Origin of the sequence: Bradyrhizobium sp. HKCCYLS2038, assembly GCF_051167655.1 — a bacterium.
Lineage (GTDB): Bacteria > Pseudomonadota > Alphaproteobacteria > Rhizobiales > Xanthobacteraceae > Bradyrhizobium.
This window is the reverse complement of record NZ_JBNPTM010000006.1, coordinates 202,742-226,593: the sequence shown is the minus strand read 5'-3', so window position 1 is coordinate 226,593 and position 23,852 is coordinate 202,742. Positions and strand designations below refer to the sequence as shown.

General features: G+C 66.4%; 24 protein-coding genes. 5 read left to right on the top strand and 19 right to left on the bottom strand.

The features are described 5' to 3' along the window. Positions 1 to 8: 8 nt before the first annotated feature. Positions 9 to 1,631 carry an EAL domain-containing protein gene (locus tag ACQR1I_RS26225; protein ID WP_434869383.1) on the bottom strand — a complete coding sequence of 541 codons (1,623 nt, stop codon included), beginning with the start codon at positions 1,629 to 1,631 and terminating at the stop codon, positions 9 to 11. Between the two features lie 354 nt (positions 1,632 to 1,985). Continuing rightward, entirely contained in the window at positions 1,986 to 2,543 is a 558-nt protein-coding gene (locus ACQR1I_RS26220; RefSeq protein WP_434869384.1) for a phage holin family protein, read from the bottom strand. 197 nt (positions 2,544 to 2,740) lie between these two features. On the opposite strand from ACQR1I_RS26220, the gene ACQR1I_RS26215 reads away from it, so the two are divergent. Further along, positions 2,741 to 3,406, top strand: coding sequence for an imm11 family protein (locus tag ACQR1I_RS26215; RefSeq protein ID WP_434869385.1), 666 nt, complete (start codon positions 2,741 to 2,743; stop codon positions 3,404 to 3,406). Between the two features lie 159 nt (positions 3,407 to 3,565). On the opposite strand, the gene ACQR1I_RS26210 is transcribed toward ACQR1I_RS26215, so the two are convergent. The 7 genes from ACQR1I_RS26210 to uvrC form a co-directional block, all read right to left on the bottom strand. Continuing rightward, positions 3,566 to 4,909 carry an aspartate aminotransferase family protein gene (locus ACQR1I_RS26210; protein ID WP_434869386.1) on the bottom strand — a complete coding sequence of 448 codons (1,344 nt, stop codon included), beginning with the start codon at positions 4,907 to 4,909 and terminating at the stop codon, positions 3,566 to 3,568. A gap of 308 nt (positions 4,910 to 5,217) precedes the next feature. Beyond that, positions 5,218 to 6,183: a 50S ribosomal protein L3 N(5)-glutamine methyltransferase gene (prmB, locus tag ACQR1I_RS26205; protein ID WP_434869387.1), complete on the bottom strand. Its 966-nt coding sequence runs from the start codon at positions 6,181 to 6,183 to the stop codon at positions 5,218 to 5,220. After that, positions 6,183 to 6,647, bottom strand: coding sequence for a molybdenum cofactor biosynthesis protein MoaE (locus ACQR1I_RS26200; RefSeq protein WP_434869388.1), 465 nt, complete (start codon positions 6,645 to 6,647; stop codon positions 6,183 to 6,185). The genes prmB and ACQR1I_RS26200 overlap by 1 nt, the downstream gene beginning before the upstream one ends. Positions 6,648 to 6,664: 17 nt before the next feature. Continuing rightward, complete coding sequence (gene moaD / locus ACQR1I_RS26195) at positions 6,665 to 6,916, bottom strand: molybdopterin converting factor subunit 1 (protein ID WP_434869389.1); 252 nt, start codon at positions 6,914 to 6,916, stop codon at positions 6,665 to 6,667. Continuing rightward, complete coding sequence (pgsA, locus tag ACQR1I_RS26190) at positions 6,913 to 7,530, bottom strand: CDP-diacylglycerol--glycerol-3-phosphate 3-phosphatidyltransferase (RefSeq protein WP_434869390.1); 618 nt, start codon at positions 7,528 to 7,530, stop codon at positions 6,913 to 6,915. The genes moaD and pgsA overlap by 4 nt, the downstream gene beginning before the upstream one ends. A 262-nt stretch (positions 7,531 to 7,792) precedes the next feature. Next, positions 7,793 to 8,128: a GIY-YIG nuclease family protein gene (locus ACQR1I_RS26185; protein ID WP_434869391.1), complete on the bottom strand. Its 336-nt coding sequence runs from the start codon at positions 8,126 to 8,128 to the stop codon at positions 7,793 to 7,795. A gap of 323 nt (positions 8,129 to 8,451) precedes the next feature. Further along, positions 8,452 to 10,515 (bottom strand): excinuclease ABC subunit UvrC, encoded by a 2,064-nt coding sequence (gene uvrC / locus ACQR1I_RS26180; protein WP_434869392.1) that lies wholly within the window; start codon positions 10,513 to 10,515, stop codon positions 8,452 to 8,454. Positions 10,516 to 10,769: 254 nt separating this feature from the next. Here uvrC and ACQR1I_RS26175 point away from each other — a divergent pair, with 254 nt between their 5' ends. Continuing rightward, the gene (locus ACQR1I_RS26175) at positions 10,770 to 11,405 is read left to right on the top strand and encodes an outer membrane protein (protein ID WP_434869393.1); all 636 of its coding nucleotides are present in this window, start codon (positions 10,770 to 10,772) and stop codon (positions 11,403 to 11,405) included. Between the two features lie 284 nt (positions 11,406 to 11,689). On the opposite strand, the gene ACQR1I_RS26170 is transcribed toward ACQR1I_RS26175, so the two are convergent. The 4 genes from ACQR1I_RS26170 to ACQR1I_RS26155 all read right to left on the bottom strand — a co-directional run bounded on the left by ACQR1I_RS26170 (position 11,690) and on the right by ACQR1I_RS26155 (position 14,370). Then, a complete protein-coding gene (locus tag ACQR1I_RS26170) occupies positions 11,690 to 11,905 on the bottom strand; it encodes a cold-shock protein (protein WP_006612991.1) in 216 nt (71 codons plus the stop codon). A gap of 252 nt (positions 11,906 to 12,157) precedes the next feature. After that, the gene (locus tag ACQR1I_RS26165) at positions 12,158 to 13,018 is read right to left on the bottom strand and encodes a 23S rRNA (adenine(2030)-N(6))-methyltransferase RlmJ (RefSeq protein WP_434869394.1); all 861 of its coding nucleotides are present in this window, start codon (positions 13,016 to 13,018) and stop codon (positions 12,158 to 12,160) included. 77 nt (positions 13,019 to 13,095) lie between these two features. Continuing rightward, positions 13,096 to 13,785 carry a ribonuclease T2 family protein gene (locus ACQR1I_RS26160; RefSeq protein ID WP_434869395.1) on the bottom strand — a complete coding sequence of 230 codons (690 nt, stop codon included), beginning with the start codon at positions 13,783 to 13,785 and terminating at the stop codon, positions 13,096 to 13,098. A gap of 120 nt (positions 13,786 to 13,905) precedes the next feature. Beyond that, positions 13,906 to 14,370: a hypothetical protein gene (locus tag ACQR1I_RS26155; protein WP_434869396.1), complete on the bottom strand. Its 465-nt coding sequence runs from the start codon at positions 14,368 to 14,370 to the stop codon at positions 13,906 to 13,908. Positions 14,371 to 14,538: 168 nt separating this feature from the next. On the opposite strand from ACQR1I_RS26155, the gene ACQR1I_RS26150 reads away from it, so the two are divergent. Together ACQR1I_RS26150 and ACQR1I_RS26145 are read left to right on the top strand one after the other, a co-directional pair. Next, on the top strand, positions 14,539 to 14,871 hold the full coding sequence (locus ACQR1I_RS26150) for a hypothetical protein (RefSeq protein WP_434869397.1): 333 nt from the start codon (positions 14,539 to 14,541) through the stop codon (positions 14,869 to 14,871). Positions 14,872 to 14,951: 80 nt separating this feature from the next. Further along, positions 14,952 to 15,488 (top strand): DUF3617 domain-containing protein, encoded by a 537-nt coding sequence (locus ACQR1I_RS26145; protein ID WP_434869398.1) that lies wholly within the window; start codon positions 14,952 to 14,954, stop codon positions 15,486 to 15,488. Positions 15,489 to 15,534: 46 nt separating this feature from the next. Here ACQR1I_RS26145 and ACQR1I_RS26140 read toward each other — a convergent pair whose 3' ends face one another. From ACQR1I_RS26140 to ACQR1I_RS26120, 5 genes are all read right to left on the bottom strand, one after another. After that, positions 15,535 to 16,527, bottom strand: a complete 993-nt coding sequence (locus ACQR1I_RS26140) for an NAD(P)H-quinone oxidoreductase (RefSeq protein ID WP_434869399.1) — start codon at positions 16,525 to 16,527, stop codon at positions 15,535 to 15,537. A gap of 18 nt (positions 16,528 to 16,545) precedes the next feature. Beyond that, positions 16,546 to 17,751 carry an ABC transporter substrate-binding protein gene (locus ACQR1I_RS26135; protein ID WP_434869400.1) on the bottom strand — a complete coding sequence of 402 codons (1,206 nt, stop codon included), beginning with the start codon at positions 17,749 to 17,751 and terminating at the stop codon, positions 16,546 to 16,548. Positions 17,752 to 17,835: 84 nt separating this feature from the next. After that, a complete protein-coding gene (locus ACQR1I_RS26130) occupies positions 17,836 to 18,687 on the bottom strand; it encodes a fumarylacetoacetate hydrolase family protein (protein ID WP_434869401.1) in 852 nt (283 codons plus the stop codon). Positions 18,688 to 18,717: 30 nt separating this feature from the next. Next, positions 18,718 to 20,241 carry a bifunctional 3-(3-hydroxy-phenyl)propionate/3-hydroxycinnamic acid hydroxylase gene (locus ACQR1I_RS26125; RefSeq protein ID WP_434869402.1) on the bottom strand — a complete coding sequence of 508 codons (1,524 nt, stop codon included), beginning with the start codon at positions 20,239 to 20,241 and terminating at the stop codon, positions 18,718 to 18,720. 69 nt (positions 20,242 to 20,310) lie between these two features. Continuing rightward, complete coding sequence (locus tag ACQR1I_RS26120; RefSeq protein WP_434869403.1) at positions 20,311 to 21,102, bottom strand: DNA-binding transcriptional regulator; 792 nt, start codon at positions 21,100 to 21,102, stop codon at positions 20,311 to 20,313. Between the two features lie 140 nt (positions 21,103 to 21,242). Here ACQR1I_RS26120 and ACQR1I_RS26115 point away from each other — a divergent pair, with 140 nt between their 5' ends. Then, positions 21,243 to 22,226: a VOC family protein gene (locus ACQR1I_RS26115; protein ID WP_434869404.1), complete on the top strand. Its 984-nt coding sequence runs from the start codon at positions 21,243 to 21,245 to the stop codon at positions 22,224 to 22,226. A 14-nt stretch (positions 22,227 to 22,240) separates the two neighbouring features. Here ACQR1I_RS26115 and ACQR1I_RS26110 read toward each other — a convergent pair whose 3' ends face one another. Continuing rightward, on the bottom strand, positions 22,241 to 23,629 hold the full coding sequence (locus ACQR1I_RS26110) for an ATP-binding protein (protein ID WP_434869405.1): 1,389 nt from the start codon (positions 23,627 to 23,629) through the stop codon (positions 22,241 to 22,243). Positions 23,630 to 23,852 lie beyond the last annotated feature (223 nt).

Sequence of the window (23,852 nt, the reverse complement as noted above, 5' to 3'; positions counted from 1 at the left end):
GTCGCGGATCAGGCCGGCCCGGCGACACGGCGGGCCAGCGCGGCGTTGCCGACGCTGCGCGGTGCGCTGGCGGAGGAGGCGTCGGATGCATGGGGGCCGGCGGCATTGGGATCCTGAATTTTGATGTCCTGCCCGCCTCCGGGCGAGGCCGCGGCGGCCACGCCGGTAGCAGATGAGCCCTCGGGCCGCAATGGCCGCGGCGGGGCGAACAGGAAGCCCTGGCCGAAGCGGACGTCGTAATCGAGCAGGTCGATGACGCTGCGCTCGCCCTCGATGCGCTCAGCGATCAGGTCGATGCCGAAGCGGCCGAGCAGGTCGGACAGGTCGGTTGGATGGATGTCGGAGACCGAGCCCTGCCGGGGATCGAGCAGCAGCGCGGCGGGCACCTTGATGAAGCGGACGCCGCGGTCGGCGAGCTCGCGCGGCTCGAACCTAAGGTCGGTGACGTGATCGATCGAGAAGCGGTAGCCGCGCTGGGCCAGTGCGGCGAGATGCTCCGTCTCGGTCGGCCCGAGGCCGCGCAGGGTCGCCTGCTTGAACTCAAGCACGAACGAAGGCGCGAGCGCGCGGTTGGCCTCGAGGAAGTCCAGGCAGTGCGAGAAGTTCGACGGGCTGCTCAAGGTCGCGGCCGAGACGTTGCAGAAGATCCCGACCTCCTTGTTGCGCACCATCAGCCGGCGCAGCACCTGCACGCAGCGGAGCATCACCATGTGGTCGATACGCCCGACCAGGCCGGCGGCCTCGGCCGTGCCGATGAAGTCCTCGGCCGCGAGCACCTGGTCGCGGTCGTCACGCAGCCGGGTCACCGCCTCGTAGAACCGCACCTTGCGTTGCGGCAGCGTCACCAGCGGCTGCAGGTAGATGTCGAGGCGGTTCTCCTCGATCGCGCCCTTCACTGCGGCCAGGATCTGCGGCTGGCTGCGCGGAACCGCCGGGGCGGCAGCGGGCGCCGAGGCCGTGGTGACCGGCGCCGGAGAGAAGCCCGCATTCGACGCCCCGGCACCCGCCTGACCGATGGGCGGCAAAGCGGGGCTCATGGACATCGTCGGCCCGGGGGCGATGGCGGCGCTGGTCGTCGGCGCCGGAGCGGGCCTCGGTTCGGGGACCTTGATGTCCGGGACCTGCGGCGCCGCAGCCTTGATCTCCGGCAGCGCGATCGGCGCCACGGGCGCCTGCGCCGGGCGTGCGGGCTCGACAGCCGCGGCCGCGACGGGCTGGGAGGGGATCGCCGCGATCAGATCCTCATGCTGCGCCACCGTCACGGCGAGTTGCTTCATCAATCCACCGAGCTCGTTGATCTCGCCGATGACGCCCTGCAGGCGGTCGGCGCTGACCGAGTTGGACGAGACCACGCGGCCTTCGATGGCGGACAACCTGCGACCGAATTCGGCGACCTGGCGCGCGAGATCCGCAGTGCCGCGCGACAGATCGGCGATCTGGCTGCCGACGTCGGAGCGGTCGCGCAGCCGCATCGAGACGGCGTTGTAGAGGATGAGGAAGGTGAGGGCGGCCAGCGCAACGATCGCAGATTCCGAGCCACTGATACCGGCCATCGAATACAGGATCAGGCCGAGCGACGCTGCGACCAGAACCATGCAGATGGCGATGAAAATCGTGGAAATACGAATCATGCGGCGCGACGCTCCCAACCAACGCAACCTTAGCACTTCTGTTGATTCGCGAGGATAGTCGGCAGGATTCAAATACCGGGACAGGCCGACGAATTCCCTGCCGCGTGTCATTTACGCAATTTCATGCGGACAGGCGGAGTGTCATCGTACTGTATCGATCCCGTAGAACAACGGATGGGTCTCGCGCGTTAGACACGTTTGGACATGAAGGATGCGCGGACGATCGTGGAGGGCAGGCGCGAGCTGATCAGCACGCACCGGATGTCAGGCATGGGCCTGCGAACGGCTGTACGCTGAGACCTTGATGTCACGGTTCGATGCGCGTCGAACCGAGGCACCGCTGTCAGGCCGGCTTTACGCCTCGGCGTCGCGGCGGTGACGCCGGCGCAGCGCTGCGACCCCGAGCAGGAGGGCGGCGACGGCCACGCCGACCGGGACATTGACGCGACCAAGTCCGCCATTGTTGTGTGACGTTGCCGCCGTCGGCGCGAGAGGGATCGTGTCGGGATCGATGTGATCGGCATCGGGTTCCCGCGCCACCGGCGCGGCGATCGCCACGCGTAGCCGGCTGCCGAGCGAGGGATAGTGCGGCGTCGGACTGCGCAGCTTCATCGCCGCGGCTACGGCGCAGATCACCGCCACTGCAACCAGGATGCCGCCGACGACGGCGAACGCGGTGAACAGGCCGTAGGTCATCTCCACCCAGCGGAACAGCGCCGTCAGTCCGACGATGCAGGCCGCGATCAGGAAAATGCCCGCCGTCGCGAACAGGCCAGCTGCCACGGCATAGGACGTCACCGTGCCCGTGGCCTGCCGCGCGCGGTCGCGCATGTAGGCTTGCGTGGCGCGCCTGACGCGGTTCAGCCTCTGCTCGAGCCCCAGCCGCAACAGCTCTCCCGGCGGTGCAAGCATGTGCGTCCTCCAAAGGTCATCCGCCGCGCGCGAACCGCCGGCCCGCGAGATGAACGTGGAGGATTTGCGAAGGTTCCGGGGCGACCTGGGCTGTGGTTGCAGGAGCTGGCGACGTCGCGCTGACGACTCCGCTCGCGGGGCTGGCCAGCGTCGCTGGATGGCGACCTTTTCCAAGGACGTCGGGAGATGAAAAAGTAATGTTCAGCTGGAAAGATCGCCGGCGCCTATGGGACGGGGAAGGTCGCGCGACGATGGCTCGGTTTCTGCTGCCGAAGAATCCGTGGATGTACAATTACGGCTCCGATGCGCTCGATGGCGACGTCGACCAGGTCGCCTTCGAAGAGCCCGTGCCGGATGCGCTGGAGCACTTTCCTCCCCGGAGATGCTTTGGCGGCGGCGCGCGGGTTTCTAGCCGCAACATGCCGACCCGGTTGCGCCTGAAAGGGCGCAAGCGGACGTTGCTCGACTTCGACAACCAGTTTCACATGCTCTTGGTCAGCCGCCGTTTCATCGATCTGGTCGAGAGCCTTCAGCAGGACCTTCAGTATTTCCCTATCCAATGCGTCTGGCGCGATGGCTCCAGTGCTGGGCAGTTCTTCTTTTTCTTCACGACGGTGCTACGCGATGCGGTCAACCGAGAAAAGACCAATGCCAAATGGGTTCAGACATCCGGCGGCGGACTGTGGCAACCGGAATCAGGCCAAACATTCGCCTTCGACAAGGCCCGCATCGGCGACGTGCACATGTGGGTCGATCCGCACATGCCAACGAAGGGGCCGCTGGTCTCCGAGGAATTGTTCAAGAGGCTGAAGGACGCGGACATCCGCTCATTCTACGATGCTCCGCTGTTTGAAGAAGTCTGAGCATTGGCCGAGGGCAGATTGTGGCGGCCTCGATCGTAGCTGCTCCGCGCGCCTGGTCCTCGCAAGAAGCCGGCTCCGGCATGACGGTCGTCTGATGCGGTCGACAAAAATGGCGGCCACAAGGGCCGCCATTTCATCGAGGCTCGATGACCGCGCGGCTTACGCCACGGCCTTGATGACCTTGCCGACCTTGTCGATGATCTCGCCGATCTGGTCCTCGTTGATGATCAGCGGCGGGGTCAGGGCCAGGGTGTCGCCGGCGATGCGCAGCATCAGGTCGGTGTTGTGGAAGGCGTGCTCCATCGCGGAGTAGCCGCGCTTGCCGACCGCGTCGGGCAGCGACGCGAGGTCGATGCCGGCCGTGAGACCCACCGTGCGGATGTCGAGCACGTTGGGCAGGCCCTTCAGGCTCATCACGGCGTCGGCGAATTTAGGCTCGATGCCGCGGGCATGCTCGAACAGCTTCTCATCGCGATAGATGTCGAGCGTGGCGAGGCCGGCGGCGCAGGCGATCGGATGCGCCGAGTAGGTGTAGCCGTGGGTGAACTCGACGAGGTGCTCCGGGCCGCTCATGAAGGCGTCGTGGATGGTGTCGCGCACCAGCACGCCGCCCATCGGCGCGGCGCCATTGGTGACGCCCTTGGCGAAGGTGAGCAGGTCCGGCGTCACGCCGTAGCGCTCGGCGGCGAAGGCGTGGCCGAGGCGGCCGAAGCCGGTGATGACCTCGTCGAAGATCAGCAGGATGCCGTGCTTCTGGGTAATCTCGCGCAGTTTCTTGAGATAGCCCTTCGGCGCCGGGATCACGCCGGTCGAGCCAGCCATCGGCTCGACGATGACGGCGGCGATGGTGTTGGCGCCATGCAGCGCAACGAGGTTCTCCAGCTCATCGGCGAAGTGCGCGCCATACTCCGGCTCGCCCTTGGTGAAGGCCTGCTTCTCGCGGTCATAGGTCGCCGGGATGTGATCGACGCCGGTCAGGAGCGTACCGAACAGCTTGCGGTTGTTCACGATGCCGCCGACCGAGGTGCCGCCGAAGCCAACGCCGTGATAGCCGCGGACGCGGCCGATCAGGCGGGTGCGGCTGCCCTGGCCGTTGATCTGGTGATAGGCGAGCGCCATCTTCAGCGCGGTATCGGCCGCCTCCGAGCCGGAGTTGCAGAAGAACACGTGATCGAGACCGGCGGGCGCGAGGTCGGCGATGCGGTTGGCGAGCTCGAACGCCTGGGGAATGCCGAACTGGAACGGCGGCGCGTAGTCGAGCGCGGCGGCCTGCTTGCCGATGGCTTCTGCGATCTGGCTGCGGCCGTGGCCGGCGTTGCAGCACCACATGCCGGCGGCGGCGTCGATGATCTTGCGGCCGTCGACGGTGATGTAGTGCATGCCTTCCGCGCCGGCGAGCAGGCGCGGGTTCTTCTTGAACGCGCGGTTCGCGGTGAACGGCATCCAAAGCGCGGCAAGATCGTTGGGGACGGTGACGGCGGGGCGGGGGCTCTTGTCCAGCATGGGGACCTCTCGGACGGTTGAGGCAGGTTGTGCGACGGCGGCAGCATGATCCGGAAAAGTGGCGAACCGGTTGCCAGAACAGCTCGCCGAACGGATCGTGCCTGAGGGGCCTGAATGCGCGCGCCGACGTCGTCAGCCGATGATCCGGGCCGGCGGCAAGCTATCAGTTTCGCGGACGGACGGAAACGTCAAAGGTCCCAGCGTTCCCGCTGCCCTGGTGAGCGGTTTCTGCACAGCGGCAGCAGATTGTGCCGCATATTGGAAGTCGCTGCGTCATTTCGCGTCAGCGCGAGTCGGACGGGCGTGCCTCAGACCAGATCGCGCGCGGTGATCCAGAACACCTCGCCCTCGGAATCCTCGGTGTCGAGCCACAGCAGCGGCAGGTCCGGATAGGCGGCTTCGATCTGCGGCCGGTCGCGGCCGACCTCGCACAGCAGGCCGCCCTCGGCGGTCAGATGGTCGCGGGCCTGGCTGAGGATGCGGTGGATGATGTCGAGCCCGTCGTCGCCGCCGTCGAAGGCGAGCGCGGGCTCGGCACGGCATTCCCTGGGCAGCGCCGCCATGCCCTCGGCATCGACGTAAGGTGGATTGGTGATGATCAGGTCATAGCGGCGCTGGCTGAGCGGCGCGAACAGGTCGCCGCGGTGCAGCGAAAGGCGCTCGGCGAGGTCGTAGTCGGCGACGTTCTTCGCGGCGACCGCGAGCGCGTCCTTGGAGATGTCGACGGCATCGATCACGGCGTTGGGAAAGTGGCGGCTGGCCAGGATCGCGAGGCACCCCGAGCCGGTGCAGAGGTCGAGCACGCTGTCGACCGCGAGGGGATCGTCGATGAGCGAGGTGCCGTCGGCCTCGGCGCCGCCGAAATGCGTCTCCAGGAGTTCGCCGATGAACGACCGCGGCACGATGACGCGCTCGTCGACATAGAACGGCAGGCCGCGCATGTAGACCTTGTTGACCAGATAGGCCGCCGGCTTGCGCGTGGTGATTCGGGCCGTGATCAGGTCGAGGATCTGCCTGCCCTCGGCGGCGGTGACCCGGGCCGTGACGAAGCTCTCAAACTGGTCGGGGCGCAGATGCAAGGCTTCGCCGATCAGGAAGGCGGCCTCCGAGACCGGATCGGTGGTGCCGTGCGCGAACACCAGCTCGGCATCCTGGAATCGGCTCACCGCGTAGCGCAGGTAGTCGAGCAGGGTGAGAAGTTCGCCGGCATTGACCTTCGGCAGCTTCGGCGGGGGCGCCTTGCGCGGCGCTGCCGCCTTCGCTTTCTTCGTCATCACTTTGTCCAGCGCGCCGCGGCGGCATCGTCGTGGCTCTTGGCCTCGACCCAGCTGCCGCCGTCGTCGGTTTCCTCGCGCTTCCAGAACGGCGCGTTGGTCTTGAGATAGTCCATCAGGAATTCGGCCGCCTCGAACGCTGCCTTTCGGTGGCTCGATGCTGTGACGACGAGCACGATGTTCTCGCCGGGCGTGATGCGGCCGAAGCGGTGGATCACGGTGAGCCCCTGCAGCGGCCAGCGCGCCATCGCCTGCTCGGCATGGCGCATGATCTCGGCTTCCGCCATGCCCGGATAATGCTCGAGCGTCAGGGCTGAGATCGGCGTGTCCCGATCGTTGCCGCGGCACAGGCCGGAGAAGCTGACGACGGCGCCGATGTCGCTGCGGCCATGGCTGAGCGCCGCGATCTCGGCGGCGGTGTCGAAATCCTCGCGCTGCACGCGGACGGTGACGATCGCGGTCATGGATGTCTTCTGTCGCTTCAGCCGCCGGTCATCGGCGGGAAGAACGCAATCTCGCGGGCGCCGGCGATGGCGGCATCCGCCTGCACGTGGGACTGGTCGATCGCGGCGCGGATCACCTTCGGCTTCTCGAACGCATAGGCGTAGCCCTCGCCGCGCTCGGTCAGCCAGGCGATCAACTCGCCCACGGTGCGCACGCTCTCGGGCGGCTCGACCGTCTCCTCGGCCTTGCCGATGCGCTCGCGCACCCAGGCGAAATACTTCACCCTCATCGCTCGTCTTCCGCAATCAGGTGGTGGATGCCGAGGCGGAAATAATCGTAGCCGGTGTAGATCGTGAAGATCGCCGAGGCCCACAGCAGCACGATGCCGGTCATCGTCACCACCGGAACCAACTGGTCACCAGCCTCGCCGGCGAGCAGGAAGCCGATCGCGATCAGCTGCATCGTAGTCTTCCATTTGGCGACCTTGCTGACGGGCACGCTGACGCGGAGTGCGGCGAGATATTCGCGCAGGCCCGAGACCAGGATCTCGCGGCACAGGATCACGATCGCCGCCCACAAGGTCCAGCCATGGATGCTGTTGTCGGCGGCCAGCATCAGCAGGCAGGAGGCGACCAGCAGCTTGTCGGCGATCGGGTCGAGCATGCGGCCGAATGCCGATTGCTGGTTCCAGATGCGGGCGTAGTAGCCGTCGAGGTAATCGGTGACGCCGGCGGCAATGAACACGGCCACTGCGACCCAGCGCAGCCACAGCGGATAGTCCATGATGGACTGCGCGTAGATGCAGCCGACCACGACCGGTATCGCGGCGATGCGCGTATAGGTCAGGATGTTCGGCAGGGACGTCGACGTCTTGCTGGGCACGCGTGTGGTCGCAATATTCATCCGGTGTACCAATACTGCCGCCGTTCGAACGTCAACCTCCGAGCCGATCAGCCTGGGCAGGATGACGCAGATATGACGCTGTTCGCAACGAAGTCTTTGCGCAGATGGGAACTCTCCTGCCGGGAGCAAGACGAGCGCTAACGCTTCCTTAAGCAACGATACGTGCTCGCGCCAGTGCCGAGATCGGCCGGCGGCGCTGCATGGGCGGCTGACCATATTGCGACGCAATGACAGATGCACGAAGCACGGTCGCGCGAAGGGGTCAGATCGCCTCCGCGTTGTGGACCGCGCACCAATGCGCCTGGCGCTCCGCGAACAGGCGGTCGCGGACATAGGCCAGCGCCTCCTCATCGAAGGTCTCGATGACCTCCAGGCTGAACGCGTCCTCGCCATGAGCCGTCCAGGCCGCCTGCAGCCCGCCGCGGCGGTGGCCGCCCTGGCGCAGGGTGAACCAGAGGCGGTTCTGGATCTTGTCGAGGTCACCAGCTGAGCCGATCCAGCGCGCGCCAGTGGCCGCGCAGGTCACGGCGTAGATGCCGGCCGGCGTCTTGCGCTCCTTGTAGGCGGCGACGGCCGCCTTGCGCTGATCGGGGGTCATGGGAGGCTCCTGAATTTCACCCGGGTTCATATCTGATATTTATGTCCGGGTAAAATAAATTTTGAGCACCAAGCTTCCGCCAGGGGCTGGCCCGCCGTTCACGCGAAACTCTCTCCGTCATTCCGGGGCGCCCGAAGGGCGAGCCCGGAATCCATAACCACCACCATCAGTGATCATGCGCGATGATGCCACGGCCTGTCCCGTCCCCACGCCTGCCTGGGGGTATGGATTCCGGGCTCGCGCTGCGCGCGCCCCGGAATGACAGCGTGGAGAGAGCAGGGCCCAAGCTGTACCCGGGAAGCCAGTTGGTCGCCCGGTCCCCCTCAACCCGCGTTGCTGTGGAAGTACTCGAAGATCTTCCGGGCGCTCTCGGCGCTGACGCCGGGCACCTTGCCGAGATCGGCGATCGAGGCGCGCTCGATTTCCTTCAGGGTGCCGAAATGGTGCAGCAGCGCGCGCTTGCGTGACGGGCCGATGCCGGGGATCTCCTGCAGGCCGGCTTCGCGGATGTCCTTCTTGCGCAGCTTGCGGTGCGAGCCGATGACGAAGCGGTGCGCCTCGTCGCGCAGGCGCTGGATGAAATACAGCACGGGATCGCGCGGCTCGAGCTTGATCGCTTCGCGCTCGGGAATGAACAGCGTCTCGCGGCCGGCGTCGCGGTCCGGCCCCTTGGCGACCGACATCAGCGCCACCTTGGTGACGCCGAGCTCGGTGAAGATCTCGCGGACGGCGTTGAGCTGGCCGCGGCCGCCATCGATGATGACGAGGTCGGGCCATTGCGGCACGTCGTCCTCCTTGGCCGCGCGCGCGAGATCCTTTTCCGACGGCGCGACCAGCCGCTTGAAGCGGCGCTGCAGCACCTCCTTCATCATCGCGTAGTCGTCGCCGGGCGTCAGCCCTTCCGACTTGATGTTGAACTTGCGGTACTGGTTCTTCATGAAGCCGTCGGGGCCGGCGACGATCATCGCGCCGACCGCGTTGGTGCCCTGGATGTGGCTGTTGTCGTAGACCTCGATGCGCTTCGGGGTCTGAGGCAGGCCGAGCGTCGTCGTCATCGCCTCCAAGAGGCGGCTCTGCGTCGCGGTATCCGCGAGCTTGCGGCCGAGTGCCTCGCGCGCATTGGTCAGCGCATGCGCGACGAGGTCCTTCTTCTCGCCGCGCTTCGGGCAGGACACCTCGACCTTGTGGCCGGCCTTGACGCACAGCGCCTCGGCAAGCAGCTCGGCTTCCTCGATCTCGTGCGACAGCAGGATCAGCTTCGGCGGCGGCTTGTCGTCGTAGAACTGCGTGATGAAGGCGGACAGCACCTCCTCCGGCAGGTAGCTCTTCTCCGCGCGAGGAAAATAGGCGCGGTTGCCCCAGTTCTGGCCGGTGCGGAAGAAGAACACCTCGACGCAGGAATAGCCGCCCTCCTGGTGGATGGCGAACACGTCGGCCTCCTCGACCGTGCGCGGGTTGATGCCCTGCTGCGAGGAGATCGCCGACAGCGCGGCGAGACGGTCGCGATAGACCGCGGCGGTCTCGAATTCGAGTTCGCCGGAGGCTTTCTCCATCTCGGTCGCCAGCAGCGACTTCACCGCCTGGCTGCGGCCGGACAGGAAGTCGGTCGCCTCGCGCACCAGCTCGGTATAGCCGGGGAAGTCGATCTCCTGCGTGCACGGCCCGGCGCAGCGGCGGATCTGGTGCAGCAGGCAGGGACGGGTGCGGCTCTCGAAGAACGAATCGGTGCAGGAGCGGATCAGGAAGGCGCGCTGCAGCGCCGTGATGGTGCGATTGACGGCACCGGCCGAGGCGAACGGGCCGAAATAGCGGCCGGGCCGCGACTGCGCGCCGCGATGCTTGAGGATCTGCGGCGCCCAATGGTCGCCGGTGATCAGGATGTAGGGAAACGACTTGTCGTCGCGCAGCTGCACGTTGAAGCGCGGCTTGAGCTGCTTGATGAGGTTTGCTTCCAGCAGGAGCGCCTCGGTCTCCGTACCGGTCGAGACGATCTCGACGGTTACGGTGGCGGCGATCATGCGCAGGATGCGCGCCGGCAATGGCGCATTGGCGCGCGCATAGGACGACAGGCGCTTTTTGACGTTCTTGGCCTTGCCGACATAGAGCACGTCATGCGCCGCATTGAGCATGCGGTAGACGCCGGGCGAGGTCGGCGCCAGCCGCACCGCGTTCTCGATCGCGGCATGGCCGATCGCCAGCGGGCCTTCGCCGACCGTCTCCGCGCTGTCCTCGGTCAGCTCCGGCAGGCGGCCGTCGTCGTCCTCGTCCGCCGCAGCGGCGGGATCCAGATCAGGCGTATCGATGGCCTCGGGCGGCAGGTCGGCCCCGGCGCCACGCCGGCTTGCGGGCGCTGGCGCCTTGGGTGGATCGGAGCTGTGGGTGGTCATGGCCGACAAATTAAGCGCTGCCGCGCCGTCCCGCCAGCATGCGCTGGCGCCATGCACAGGGCAGGGCAGACAAGGGGCGGTAACGCTTCGTTAAGCACATTAATCGATCGCTAACCGGGCTTAACAACGGCTTAACCTAAAACTCTCGATAAATGCTCACGAAAAAAGACGGAGTTCCGTAACCATTCCGGCCCGCGCACGGCATCGCGCGACGCAGGTCCGGCTGGCAGCGGCGAGTTGCGTGGGAGTGAGCGATGAACAGGTTCTTGGTCGGTGCTGCCGCCGCGGCGGGCTTGGGCGCAGCGGCTTTCGGATCGGGGTCGGCGCAGGCCGCCGATCTCGGCTACGGGCGCCAGGCGCCTTATACGGTGAACCAGCCCCTCAACGCCTACAGCTGGGCCGGCCCTTATCTGGGCGGCACGCTGGGCTATGAATGGGGCTCGGTCGGCAACAACCCGACCAAGCCGTCCGGCCTCACTGGCGGCATCACCGCCGGCTACAATTGGCAGAACGGCCCGTGGGTGTTCGGCGTCGAAGGCGATTTCAACCTCACCGGCGCCAACGACACCTTTGCGCCGTGGAAGTTCTCGAACCCATGGTTCGGCACCTTGCGCGGCCGCGCCGGCTACGCCTTCAACAACATTCTGTTCTACGGCACCGGCGGTCTCGCCTTCGGCTCGCTGCGCGCCGAGACGTTCGGTCTGTCGGAATCGCACACGACGGCCGGCTGGACGCTCGGTGTCGGCACCGAGTTCGGCCTGGCACAGAACTGGAGCGCCAAGATCGAGTATCTCTATGTCGATCTCGACAGCAGCAATTTCGTGATCACGGGGGCGAAGAACGACTATCGGTCTGGATTGATCCGTGCAGGCATCAACTTCCACTTCTGATAGCAACAAAAATTAGGAAGAAGAAACGTCGAACGACGACCTTCCGGCCGCTCACGCGGCCGGAATTTTTTTGTCGTGACGAGTCGAGCGACCCGACCTGACAAGCTGACGTTGCAAGCTGACCAGGAGGCGTGCGTCATCATGCGCAGGCCGCGCGTGCTGATCAGCCAAGGCTGAGCACGCGAGCCGACTGCGCTGTCGGCAGCTTCCAAACCAATCTGTGAATGACGTTGCGGCGCCCGCTGGAGCAGGTCACGCTGGCGCGTGCCCTCCGCGGGCTCGCGCTACGACGACAGGACCAGGTTCACCGCCTTCGGGCCTTTGCCCTTCTTGTCCGGCTCGACCTCGAAGCTGATACGCTGTCCCTCGGTCAGATCCTTCAAGCCCGCGCGCTCCACCGCCGTGATGTGCACGAACACGTCGCGTCCACCGTCGTCCGGCTTGATGAAGCCGTAGCCGCGCTCACCATTGAAGAACTTGACTGTCCCAGTCATGGCCATCGGGAAACTCCTCCCCCGCAATGCTTCCTCCACTGCGCGCCCTGCGCAGCGTCCGACCGGTCATCACTTCAATCGGAAAGCGTTGGCCACCTTAACGCCCAGCGCTCGCCACGCCGGATCGTCGGATCTTGTTAGGCCTTGATCACCCCGCCGCAACCATTCGCGGAAGCGGAACGTAAAGCCAGTCTTACAGTCAGACACAATAATACGGTTCCGCGCCGATTGACTACGGCTTTTCGATGCGCGCCCGCTTCAAGCTTTGGGGATGTCCAGCCTGAAGCGTGCAGTGCCGCCCTGACCGAGCGGCCGCTGCAGTTCCTGCAGGATGAGCTTGAGCTCATCATGCAATGTCCATGGCGGGTTGACGATCAAGAGCCCGGTCGAGGTCAGCGCCTCGCCTTCGATCTGCGGTGCGACGCTGAATTCGACCCGCAACACCTTGCCCGGCGGCTTCGCTGCAGCGGCGAGATGCGCGACGCGATCGGTCAGATCCTCGGTCGCACGGCGGCTCTTGGCCGGATACCAGAGCACGTAGATACCGGTCGGCCACTTCGCATAAGCGGCAGCGAACCGGTCGGCGAGCCGCTCGAACTCGTCTTTCGCCTCGAAGGCCGGATCGATCAGCACCACGCCCCGCCGCTCGTTCGGCGGCACGAAGGCGGGCAGGGCGACCCAGCCGTCGAGATCGACGACGCGGGCCTGCGCATCGCGGCGCAGCACATCGATCAGCTGCTTGCGCGGCTCAGGTGCCAGCTCGCACAGGGTCATGCGATCCTGCGGCCGCAGCAGCGCCCGCGCGATCAGGGGCGAGCCGGGATAGGCGATCAGCTCGGGGGTCGGGTTGAACGACCGGACGATGTCGAGATAGGGCGCGACCAGGGCGTAGGCCTGGTCCGACAGCCGCGCCTGCAGCAGCCGCGCGATGCCGGTGAGAAACTCGCCGCTGCGGGTCGCCTCGTCGCCGGTCAGATCGTACAGCCCGGCGCCGGCATGCGTATCGATGACGCGAAACGCCGCCGGCTTGTCCTGCAGGTAGACCAGGATGCGCGTCAGCACGATGTGCTTGATGACGTCGGCGAAGCCGCCGGCGTGAAAGGCGTGTCGGTAGTTCATGCCGCAGGGGTTACGCCGTTCCGCGACAAAAGGGTACCCATTCGTGCGGTCGCGCGCGGGCCCGCCGGCCCGAGGCGCTAGCCGCCGCGCACCGGCGGCATGTTGATCTCGTCACGCCGGCAGGCCTGGCGATCGACCTCGTCGCAGCTGCGGAACTCGAGGTCCTTCGACAGGCAGATCCGCACCTCGCTCAGCCGGGTGCGGTTGCAGGTGACGGCGATGGCCGATGTCGTCAGCTTGGGGTTGACCTTGATGAAGGCCTCCTCGATGGCGGTCGGCGACGCGGTCTTGGCCTGCGACGGATCGAAGAACTCCGGAGGAATCTTGACCACGGCGCGGGCCTTGCGGATGGCCTCGAAATAGGCCTTTGCCGACAGGCCCGAGCAGGTGCCGTGCTTGTCCCACTCGTTGTAGATCAGCCCCGGCGCCGGCATCAGGTCGAGCATCGAGGTCATGATGTTGCGCGGCAGGCGCGGCGACGGCTGCTCGCAATATTCGGGATAGCCGTTTTCATATTGCGGCCACAGCCCATGCACGACGAAAGAGTAGGGTCGGCCGCTGCACTGCTGCGAGCCACGGCCGCGGCCACCGCGCTCCTCGGCCTCGGCGCAGAAGGACGGCGACCAGGACAGTGACAGGACGTAGAAGTCGAACGCGCCCGGCGCGTTCTGGCGGCGGTCCTGCGCTCCCGCGGGCGCGCACAGCAGCAGGGCGAAACCGGCGATCGCGGTGACAATGGCGGCAGGTCGGCGCAGGCAATCGAACATGGCAAACTCCCCGGACAATACCAGGAACTTAGCAGTCGGCCGGAACATTACAAGAACAAAAACGGCTGCCCGGAGGCAGCCGATAACCGAAGCTCAGAAATTCGCCGTGTGACGGCCGAATCAGGGCTTGGCGGCGCGGCACGCCGGATTGAAGGCCCAGTTGCGGTCGAGCCCGACCACGCAGAACTCGACACCCTGATCGTAGCCGGCGAAGCCGCCATCCTCGATGATGGAGTAGTTGACGGTGCGGACCTTGCCGTCGCTGACCATGACGCTGCCGGTGCAGTAGCGGCGCGGGATGTTGTCGGACTGCCAGGGCCGGAAGGCGATCTCGCGGACATTGGCGATGCCGGTGATCGTCAGCGACGAATTCCAGAAGGTGCTCTCCTTCTCCTGGAAGCGCGACACGATGGTCGGGACGGCCGCCTCGCAGGGCGCGACGCGGCCCTCATATTTCGGACCCGACAGCCAGAAGTTCATTTCCAGCGGGTTGGCGGCGTGGGCCGGCGCAGTGGCGACGAGAGCCGCGAGCAGCGCGCCGCAAGCAGCGCCGAGCGTCTTGATAGGGGTGCTGAAGTCGCGCATGGGCCGTCCGCAAGGTCTGATCCGGGAACATGGACCGTGCCGCGGCGGCCACAGGAGGTCAAGTGCAACGCGGCAACACTCCACGATTAGTCCTGTTAACCCGGGGCCGGTGTTCTTTTCTTGACGGGACAGGACCTTTAGGATGGCGCCAGCGCTAAGGAGACTCCAATGCGGATGCTGAAGGTCGGGATCGCGAACACCCGATTCGTGAAGATGGCTGGTGTGATGGCCGGCTTAACGGCCGCTTTGGCGGTGATGGCCGCCGCGCCGGCCCGGGCCGACTGGGTGCCGGCGTTCAAGGGCAACGACACCGGCGGCATCATCGCCTATCCGCTGGCCCAGACGGCGGACGCGCGCCAGATGGCGGTCGACCACTGCGCCTCCTACGGCAAGGTCGCGAAATTCCGCGCCGTCGATGCGCGCTATGGCGGCTACGTGTCGTTCTCCTGCCGCTGGGTGCCGTATGGCTCGGCGCAGCGACCGCTGCGGACGCTTTACTGAACCGCATCGAGGCCTGACTACACTAACGCCATGATTCGGCGTCATCGGTCCGCCGATCGACATCAAGCCGGAACACAATCATGACACGTCACCGCCTCGTCCTCGGACTCCTCTGTTGCGGCATGCTGGGCGTCACGGCGAGCGCGGCCGCGCTCGAGCTTCCGGTGCGCAAGGCGGGGCTGTGGGAGTTGAAAATGATCAGATCCGGCGGCCAGCTGCCGGAGATGACCATGCAGCACTGCACCGATGAGACCACCGACAAGGACATGAACAACATGGCCTCGCCGATGGCGCAGCAGGTCTGCTCCAAGCAGGACATCCAGAAGACGGCGACCGGCTATGTCAGCGATTCCGTCTGCAGCTTCGGCGGCATGAGCACGACCTCGCATGCCGACATCACCGGCGACTTCAACTCCGCCTACACGGTCAAGACGACCTCGAAGATCCAGGGCGGCGCCGCGGGGGCCAAGGACACCGCGATGACCATCGAGGCCAAGTGGCTCGGCGCCTGCAAGGCGGACCAGAAGCCCGGCGACATCGTCATGCCCGGCGGCATGAAGATGAACGTCAAGGACATGGCCAAGCTGAAGAACCTGATCCCGGGCGTGAAGCAATAGGCCGGCGCTCGTCGCGCGCGGCGGCCGCAGAGACGCCGTTTGGCGCTCATTCGCGGACGCGAAGCACGATCTTCCCGATGTGTCGGTTCGTTTCCATGCGTTCGTGCGCGCCGGCTGCCTCGGACAGGCGATAGGTGCTGTCGATTGGCGGCCGAATCGCTGTCCCGAGCAGGGGTGCGATGCGCTGCTTCAGGTCGGCTGCGATCCGCCGCTTGAGGTCGAGCGGCGTCGAACGCAACAACGCGCCGGTGATGCTGGCGCGGCGCGCCATCAGGCTGCGCAGCGGCACCGCCAGTTCCTTGCCCTGTCCTGCCGAGAGATGGGCGATCCGTCCTCCCATGGCCAGCGCCGCAAGGTCCTGTACGATGTGAGCGCCTGCGGAGGTGTCGAGGATGCAGTCGACGCCGCGCGTCCCTGTCGCGGCGCGGATCTGCTCGGCGAGATCTGGATCGGCATAGTCGAACACGGCGTTGCAGCCGAGCCCGAGCGCTGCGGCGCGCTTCTCCGCGGTGCCGGCCGTGGCCAAGACCGGATGACCCAGCGCGCGCAGCAGCTGGATCGCGATCGTGCCGACGCCGCTGCTGCCACCATGAATCAGAGCCGTCTCGCCGGGCGCCATGCGCATCAGCTCGAAGAAGTTGAACCAGGTCGTGAACAGCGCCTCGGGCAGCGCGGCGCCCTGGATCCAGTCGAGGTCGTCCGGCAGATCCAGAGCAAGATGCTGGTCGGTGGCGACGTATTGCGCGTAGGATCCGCCATCGGTCAGCGCAATCACCGCTTTCCCGAGTCGTCCCGGGGCAACGTTGGCGCCGCAGGCAACGATGCGTCCAGCGGCTTCCAATCCCGGGACGGGATTGGGCTCCCGCGAGGGCCCGGCGGCGCGCTGGTTGCAGTCGTGACGGTTGATGCCGGCGGCTGCGACCTCGATCAGCACGTCATCGGGGCCAAGCCGCGGGACCGGCCAGTCCTGACGCTCCGACAGAACCTCCGGTCCGCCCGGGGCGGTGATGATGACGGCGCGCTGATAGTCCGGAATCATGCTGGCTCGCTCAAGTGCTCACTTGCCGACCAGGCTGCATTTGCTGCGGTCGAGCGGACGAAACGCCTGATCGGGCGCGATCTTCGTCACCAGCTTGACGAAGTCCCACGGCGCCTTCGATTCGGCCGGTGTCTTGACCTGGACCAGATAGAGGTCGTGCACCATGCGCTGGTCGTCGCGGATCTGGCCGTGGTCCGCATAAGCATCGGCGACCGGCGTGGCCTTCATCTTCGCCATCACCGTTGCGCCGTCATCGCTGTCGGCATCCTTCACCGCCTGCAGATAGTGCCGCACGGCCGAATAGACGCCGGCCTGGATCTGTGACGGCATCGCCTTGCGGCGCGCGTAGAAGGCATCGGAGAAGCGTCGCGCGGCGGGCGAGGCATCCTCGAAGAAGCTGGTGACGATGAGATCGCCCTGCGTCGCCTTGAGGCCGATGGCTTCGATGTCGACGTTCTGGAACGACATCGGCACGATCTTCATGCCCTGGGCCGCGAGACCGAACTCCTCCGCCTGCTTGATCGCGGTGGCGTTGTCGCCGGCCACATTGAGCGCCAGGATCTTGGCGCCGGAGGCCTGCGCCTGCAGCAGGAACGAGCCGTAATCCGGCGTGCCGAGCTGCGCCTTGACGCTGCCGGCGACCGTGCCGCCGAGCTCGGCGATGCGGGCGCGCGCGGTCGCCTCGACCGAATGGCCGAAGGCGTAGTCGCCGGTGATGAAGAACCACGGCTCCTTGCTGGTCTGCATGATGCCCGAGACGACCGCGGTCGCGGTCGAATAGGCGTCGTGCGTCCATTGCACCGAGGTGGACGCGCACGCCTCTTCGGTCAGCTGGTTGGCGCCGGCCCCCGAGATCAGGAAGACCTTCTTGTTGGCGCGCACCAGCTCCTGCACGCCGAGCGCTGCGCCGGAGCTGCCGCCATCGGCGATCGCCTGCACGCCGTCCTGCTCGAACCAGCGCCGGGCGAGCGAGACCGCGATATCCGGCTTGTTCTGGTGGTCGGCCTGCAGGATCTCGATCGGCCTGCCGTTGATCTTGCCGCCGAATTCGTCCGCGGCCATCCGTGCTGCTTCCACCGAGCCGGGGCCCATCGCGGTTGCGAAGATGCCGGTCATGTCGGTGAGCACACCGATGCGGATGGCTTTTTCCTTGATCTCGGCCTGCGCGGATGAGCCCGCAAGCAGCAGCAGCGCGGCGATGCCGGATGTGAGACGGCGCGACATGATGATCCTCCCCGGATTCAACGATTTTGTTTGTTATGTCGTGTCTGGTTGGTACGCCTCGCGGTTGTCCGCGAGGCGCAGACGTCAGGCCGCCGCTTCGGCCGTCACGGAATTGCGCAGCACGCCAATGCCGGAGATCTCGACCTCGACCGTATCGCCGGGTTTCATGAACAGCGGCGGGGTGCGCTTGAAGCCGACGCCTCCCGGTGTGCCCGTGACGATCACGTCGCCCGGCAGCAAGGTCATGATCGTCGAGCAGTACACGATCAGATCAGGCACGTCGGTGATGAGCAGGTCCGTGGTGGTCTGTTGCACGGTCTCGCCATTGAGGCGGGTCTGCAGTGTCAGCCTGGACGGGTCGGGGATTTCATCGGCGGTGACCAGCCAGGGGCCGAAGGCGCCGGACTTGTCGAAGGTCTTGCCCGACAGGAATTGCGACGTATGGCGCTGCCAATCGCGGATGCTGCCTTCATTGTAGCAGGAATAGCCGGCGATGTGCGTGAGCGCATCCTCGCGCCGGACATGCCGGCCGGCCTTGCCGATCACGAGCGCAAGCTCGCCTTCGTAGTCGAAATGTTCGGAGACATCGGGGCGAACGATCGGCTGCAGATGTCCCACTTGGCTGGTCGGAAAGCGCGCGAACAGCGCGGGCTTCTCGGTGACGGTCCGTCCGGTCTCGGCAACGTGGTCGCGATAGTTCAGGCCGACGCAGATGATCTTGCCGGGGTCGGCAATGACGGGCGCGAAGGTGATCGCACTGAGAGGATAATCCGCCTGTTCAGCGGCGAGCAGCTTGGCGGCGTCGCCGAGCGCACCCGCTTCGAGCAGCGCGCGCAGGCTCTTCGACGGCAGCCGCCGGCCGAGGTCGACGACGCCGTCGCCCTTCACCGCGCCGTAGCCGGCGCGACCGTCGATGACAAAGGAAACCAGCTTCATACGTGAACCCTCTCAGGAAAGCAGAAACGATCAGGCCGCGCGCGGCGGCGGCGCAAGGCAGGTGAGGCCGGACAACAGCGTCACGGGATCTTCGCCGTTGCGGACAGCACCCATGATGTAGCGGTCAGGACGCATCAGCACGGCGTCGAAGCCGTGCTGATCGAGCCAGGCATCGAGGCCGCCAGCTTCCTCGCCGCAGATGATCGCGACGTCGGCGGCCGACAGGTCAGAATGATGCTGCTCGATCACTCCGGCACCGCGTCCCGACCGGCACAGCAGCGCGAAGCGATAGCCGACGCGGTCGTCGCTGCGGCCGTGATCACGGCTGCGGAATTGTGGGGCCAGCTTTCCCGTCAGGCTGCGATCGCCGCAGGCGAGGCCCGGGCCGAGCAGTGGCTTCTGCACGTCGAGCTTGAGCTGGCCGTCGCCCTGGGCCGTGCCGGTCGCGAGCGCCGCCGCGACTGCCTTGGTGTTGATGAGGCCGCCGAGCCGGATCGCAATCTCGATGAACTCGCGCACATGCGGGGCGCGCTCGCTTTGATAGGTGTCGAGAAGATCAGGCGCCGCCTTGCCGGCGATCACATAGGCGAGCTTCCAGGCGAGGTTGGCGACATCGCGAATGCCGGCACACATGCCCTGGCCGAGGAACGGCGGGGTTTGATGCGCGGAATCGCCGGCGAGCAACAGTCGTCCACCGCGCCATTGCTGCGCGACCGCGGAGTGGAACGTGTAGACGGCGGCGCGTTCGATCTCGGCCTCCGCGGGCTGGAGCCAAGGCGACAGCAGCTCCCATACGCGCGCCGGCTGGGTGATCTCGACCGCGTCCTCGTCGGGACGAACGGTGATCTCCCAGCGCCGGCGGTTGCCGGTGCCGCGGATGTAGGTCGCGGGACGCTGCGGATTGCAGTGCTGGACGCTGAAATCGCCGAGATCGGGCCGCTCCGCGCTGAGCAGCACGTCGCAGACCAGCCAGCGCTCGTGAAAGCCGAGATCGTCCAGCCCGGAGCCGATGAAGCGGCGCACCAGCGAACGTGCACCATCGCAGCCGACGACATAGGCGCAGGAGATGTCGACGAGCCGGCCGGTGGCGAGGTCCTCATAGCGGACGCGGGCGCCGTCCTGGTCCTGCTCCAGCGCGAAGACATCGCAGCGCGTGCGCAGCTCGACATGAGGCCAGCGCTCGAGGCCATTGTTGAGCACGGCTTCGAGATCCGGCTGGTGAAAGCGGTAGCTCAGATTCCAGCCCATCGCCGTCGGCTCACGCGTGCGTGGCCAGTCCAGCAGCAAGCGGCCCTCGGCATCGACGAAGCGCATGCCCGGACTTAGAGTGAGGTGGGGCAGGATGGCCTCGGCGAGGCTGATGGTCTGGAACACGCGCATGCACTCGTCGTCGAAATGCACTGCGCGCGGCAGATGGTAGGTCTTTGCCTCGCGCTCCAGGATCAGCGTGCGGATGCCGCAGAGGCCGAGCAGATTGGCGAGCGTCGAGCCGACGGGGCCGCGACCGACGATGACGACGTCGAAGTTCTGGGAGTGTTCGGCCGTGTTGCTCATGGCCGCATCTGATCCGCAACCGCCTCGCACCTTCAAGGCGCGGTCACGAACTGTCCGCCCTGCGGACGCTTAACGCTCGACGGGAATGGCGGCTGCGGTGTCGCGCAACGGCGCAGCATACTGGGCAACCGCCTCCTCCAGGGTCATGGCGGAGCGGATCCAGATGATCGAGATGCAGCCGAACACGATGTCGTCGCGCACGATCGGCACCGCGATCGACGACGTCTTCGGATTGAATTCGCCCTCGTCGCGGATCGCGTAGCCGCGCTGAGCTGTTTCATTCATCATGCGCTGCAGCCGCTCGGGCGCCAGGAAAGGAACGTCCTCGGCATCCTCGATGCGTCGCAGGTGGTTGATGATGAGGTCCCGCTCCGCGGGCGGGCAGGCCGCCAGATAGGCGCGGCCGGCCGAGGTTCGCAGCATCGGCAGGCGCTTGCCGATCATGCTGCGATCGATCGAGAGCGGGCTGCGCGCATGCGTGGTCTCCTGGATGACCATCGCGCCGTTCTCATAGGTCGACAGATCGACCGGCCAGACCAGGGTGCGGCTCAGCTCCGCGAGATAGGAGGCGGCTGCCTGGCAGATGACGATGCCGGGATCATAGCCGTCGCCGAGGCTCAAGGCGTGGCGCGTCACCCGGAAGCGGTCATCGCTGGCGCTGCGCGCGACATAGCCGAGTTCCTCCAGTGTTTCGAGCAGGCGATAGACCGTGGGCCGCGGCAGATCGAGCTGGCGGGCGACGTCGCCGGCGCGAATGCCGCCGGACCGGTTGACCGCGCGCAGCACGTCCAGGCCCCGCTTGAAGGCGCGGACACCCTCCGCAGGACGGGCTTGCGGAGCTCGCGTCCGTTGCTTGGACACCTGGAAAATCCTCCCTGTTCTTCGTTTGCGTCCGCCGATACCGTCTTGAGAACGCGAGCCGGATGCAGGGGCGGCAGTCTACTGCAGGACCGCGCGGAGCTGATACGAAATTCGGCCCGCGCCTTTCGGGAGAACACGTCATGGAAATAACGGCGCTCGGCTACATCGGCATCAAGTCGTCGCAGGCGGAGCAGTGGGGAAGGATGGCGACCGAGCTGCTGGGGATGCAGCGCGTCGATCGTGCCGCCGGGATGCAGGCCTATCGCATGGACGACCGCAAGCAGCGGCTGATCGTCGACGGCAGCGGTGACGACGGGCTCGCCGTGATGGGCTGGGAGGTCGGCGATGCCGCCGCGCTCGCGCGCCTCGCGGGCCGGCTCGAGAACAATGGCGTGAAGGTCATCAGCGGTTCGCAGGCGCTAGCCGACGAGCGTCATGTCAGCGAGCTGATCTCATTTCAGGATCCGGCCGGCCACACCATCGAGGTGTTCTGGGGCGCTGCCGTCGCCTCCGATTCGTTCAGGCCGGGACGCCCGATCTCGGGCTTTCGCACCGGACCGCTCGGCATGGGACACGCCGTGCTCAACGTCGAGGAGGTCGAGCCGCTGCTGGCGTTCTATCGCGACCTGCTCGGCTTCCAGGTGTCCGACTTCGGCCTGACGCCGTACAAGCTGTATTTCTTCCACGTCAACGGCCGCCATCATAGCTTCGCGATGGTCGGCTCCGGCCGCCGCACGCTGCATCATTTCATGGTCGAGCTCGGCAGCCTCGACGACGTCGGCCAGGGCTACGATCTAGCGCAGCTCGACGACGGGCGCGTGGCCTACACGCTGGGCCGTCACACCAACGACCACATGACCTCGTTCTACGTCAACACGCCCTCCGGCTTCTTCATCGAATATGGCTGGGGCGGCCGGGTGATCGATCCCGCGACCTGGCAGCCGCACGAGACGTTCGATGGCCCGTCATTGTGGGGACACGAGCGGTTGTATCTGCCGGATGAGCCGCGCAAGCGCATGCGCGACATGCGGCTGTCCGCCGCCGCACGCGGCGTCCGCGTGCCGGACCCGCGCGTACCGCCGCTGAACTGCGCGTGGCTCGATGCTGTCATTGCGCAGGAGTGAGTTGACCCGGCGCGCTACACCGGGATCCGCACGCTTGCGCGCAGGCCGCCCATCGGGCTGTCGCCGAGCGTGATGTCGCCGCCATGCGAGCGGGCGATGTCGCGGGCGATGGCGAGGCCGAGGCCGGTGCCGCCTTCGTCCTGGTTGCGCGCGTCGTCGAGGCGCAGGAACGGCTTGAACACCTCCTCGCGCATGTTGGCCGGAATGCCCGGGCCGTCATCGTCGACGGTGATGGTGAGGTAGCGGTGGTCGCGATGGCCGGTGATGGCGATCGCATCGGCATGGCGCGCGGCGTTGGAGACGAGGTTGCCGAGGCAGCGCTTCAGCGCCTGCGGCTTGACGGTGACCACCGGCAGGCCGTGGAACGACACCGTGGCGGAATGGCCGTTGCGCTCGGCGTCGCTGCGCAGCTCCTCGAGCGCGTTGGAGATGTCGGTCGGCTGCGCAATCTCGCCATTGTCGCCGCGCGCAAACGCCAGATAGTCCTCCAGCATGTGCGACATCTCGTCGACGTCCTTGCGCATGGCGTCGATCTCGGGGCCGTCGCCGAACAGCGCCAGCTCGAGCTTGAAGCGCGTCAGGATGGTGCGCAGGTCGTGGCTGACGCCGGCGAGCATCGCGGTGCGCTGCTCGAGCGTGCGCTCGATGCGCGCCTTCATCTCCAGGAAGGCGTGCGCCGCGCGCCGCACCTCGCTCGCGCCGCGCGGCCGGAAGTTCGGCACCTCGCGGCCCTTGCCGAAACTCTCCGCGGCGTCCGCGAGGCGCAGGATCGGCTTGATCTGGTTGCGCAGGAACAGCACCGAGACGATCAAGAGGATCGACGAGGTGCCGACCATCCAGAACAGGAAGATATCGGTGTTCGAGGCATAGGCCGCGCCGCGTTGCGCGAACACCCGCATCACGGCGTCATCGAGCGCGATGCGGATCTCGACCAGGTTGGAGCGGCCGACGGTGTCGATCCAATAGGGGCGGCTGATCTGGCGGCCGATCTGGCTCGACAGCGACTGGTCGAGCAGATTGAAGAACGGCTTCGGACCCGGCGGCGGCATGTCGCCGGCGGGCAGGAAGTCGACCACGAGGTTGAGCCGCTGCTGCGCGATCCGGCGCAGCATGGTGCGGTCCTTGTCCTGCGGATAGCCCTTGTAGATGTCGATCAGCGCCGCGACGTCCTGCACCACGGCGGCAGACAGTCGCCGCGTCACAGTGTTCCAGTGCCGCTCCATGAACACGCCGGCGACCACGGTCTGCAGGATCACCATCGGCACGATCATGATCAGCAGCGCGCGCGCATAGAGCCCGGTCGGCATCCAGCCCTTGAACGCGTTGCCGACCACGCTGTTGACGCGCGACACGCGGCGCGAGGCGGTGCGGATCAGGGTGAGGCCGGTGTCGAGCGTGGTCATGTGCGAACAAGGGGTTGTAGTTGCACGATCGCGCGCAGCGAAATCGGTGCACCCTCTCCCCTTGTGGGAGAGGGTGGTTTCGAACGAAGTTCGAAACCGGGTGAGGGGTATGCCTCCGCAGATGAGATCGCGGAGGCATACCCCTCACCCGGCTCGCATTTCGCTGCGCTCATGCGATCCACCCTCTCCCACAAGGGGAGAGGGGGCACCGCGTATGCCGCTG

Bases quoted from the DNA above. Each gene is read 5' to 3' on its own strand.
- ACQR1I_RS26225 (WP_434869383.1), bottom strand. From the start codon at position 1,631: ATGATTCGTATTTCCACGATTTTCATCGCCATCTGCATGGTTCTGGTC.
- ACQR1I_RS26220 (WP_434869384.1), bottom strand. From the start codon at position 2,543: ATGCTTGCACCGCCGGGAGAGCTGTTGCGGCTGGGGCTCGAGCAGAGG.
- ACQR1I_RS26215 (WP_434869385.1), top strand. From the start codon at position 2,741: ATGTTCAGCTGGAAAGATCGCCGGCGCCTATGGGACGGGGAAGGTCGC.
- ACQR1I_RS26210 (WP_434869386.1), bottom strand. From the start codon at position 4,909: ATGCTGGACAAGAGCCCCCGCCCCGCCGTCACCGTCCCCAACGATCTT.
- prmB (WP_434869387.1), bottom strand. From the start codon at position 6,183: ATGACGAAGAAAGCGAAGGCGGCAGCGCCGCGCAAGGCGCCCCCGCCG.
- ACQR1I_RS26200 (WP_434869388.1), bottom strand. From the start codon at position 6,647: ATGACCGCGATCGTCACCGTCCGCGTGCAGCGCGAGGATTTCGACACC.
- moaD (WP_434869389.1), bottom strand. From the start codon at position 6,916: ATGAGGGTGAAGTATTTCGCCTGGGTGCGCGAGCGCATCGGCAAGGCC.
- pgsA (WP_434869390.1), bottom strand. From the start codon at position 7,530: ATGAATATTGCGACCACACGCGTGCCCAGCAAGACGTCGACGTCCCTG.
- ACQR1I_RS26185 (WP_434869391.1), bottom strand. From the start codon at position 8,128: ATGACCCCCGATCAGCGCAAGGCGGCCGTCGCCGCCTACAAGGAGCGC.
- uvrC (WP_434869392.1), bottom strand. From the start codon at position 10,515: ATGACCACCCACAGCTCCGATCCACCCAAGGCGCCAGCGCCCGCAAGC.
- ACQR1I_RS26175 (WP_434869393.1), top strand. From the start codon at position 10,770: ATGAACAGGTTCTTGGTCGGTGCTGCCGCCGCGGCGGGCTTGGGCGCA.
- ACQR1I_RS26170 (WP_006612991.1), bottom strand. From the start codon at position 11,905: ATGGCCATGACTGGGACAGTCAAGTTCTTCAATGGTGAGCGCGGCTAC.
- ACQR1I_RS26165 (WP_434869394.1), bottom strand. From the start codon at position 13,018: ATGAACTACCGACACGCCTTTCACGCCGGCGGCTTCGCCGACGTCATC.
- ACQR1I_RS26160 (WP_434869395.1), bottom strand. From the start codon at position 13,785: ATGTTCGATTGCCTGCGCCGACCTGCCGCCATTGTCACCGCGATCGCC.
- ACQR1I_RS26155 (WP_434869396.1), bottom strand. From the start codon at position 14,370: ATGCGCGACTTCAGCACCCCTATCAAGACGCTCGGCGCTGCTTGCGGC.
- ACQR1I_RS26150 (WP_434869397.1), top strand. From the start codon at position 14,539: ATGCGGATGCTGAAGGTCGGGATCGCGAACACCCGATTCGTGAAGATG.
- ACQR1I_RS26145 (WP_434869398.1), top strand. From the start codon at position 14,952: ATGACACGTCACCGCCTCGTCCTCGGACTCCTCTGTTGCGGCATGCTG.
- ACQR1I_RS26140 (WP_434869399.1), bottom strand. From the start codon at position 16,527: ATGATTCCGGACTATCAGCGCGCCGTCATCATCACCGCCCCGGGCGGA.
- ACQR1I_RS26135 (WP_434869400.1), bottom strand. From the start codon at position 17,751: ATGTCGCGCCGTCTCACATCCGGCATCGCCGCGCTGCTGCTGCTTGCG.
- ACQR1I_RS26130 (WP_434869401.1), bottom strand. From the start codon at position 18,687: ATGAAGCTGGTTTCCTTTGTCATCGACGGTCGCGCCGGCTACGGCGCG.
- ACQR1I_RS26125 (WP_434869402.1), bottom strand. From the start codon at position 20,241: ATGAGCAACACGGCCGAACACTCCCAGAACTTCGACGTCGTCATCGTC.
- ACQR1I_RS26115 (WP_434869404.1), top strand. From the start codon at position 21,243: ATGGAAATAACGGCGCTCGGCTACATCGGCATCAAGTCGTCGCAGGCG.
- ACQR1I_RS26110 (WP_434869405.1), bottom strand. From the start codon at position 23,629: ATGACCACGCTCGACACCGGCCTCACCCTGATCCGCACCGCCTCGCGC.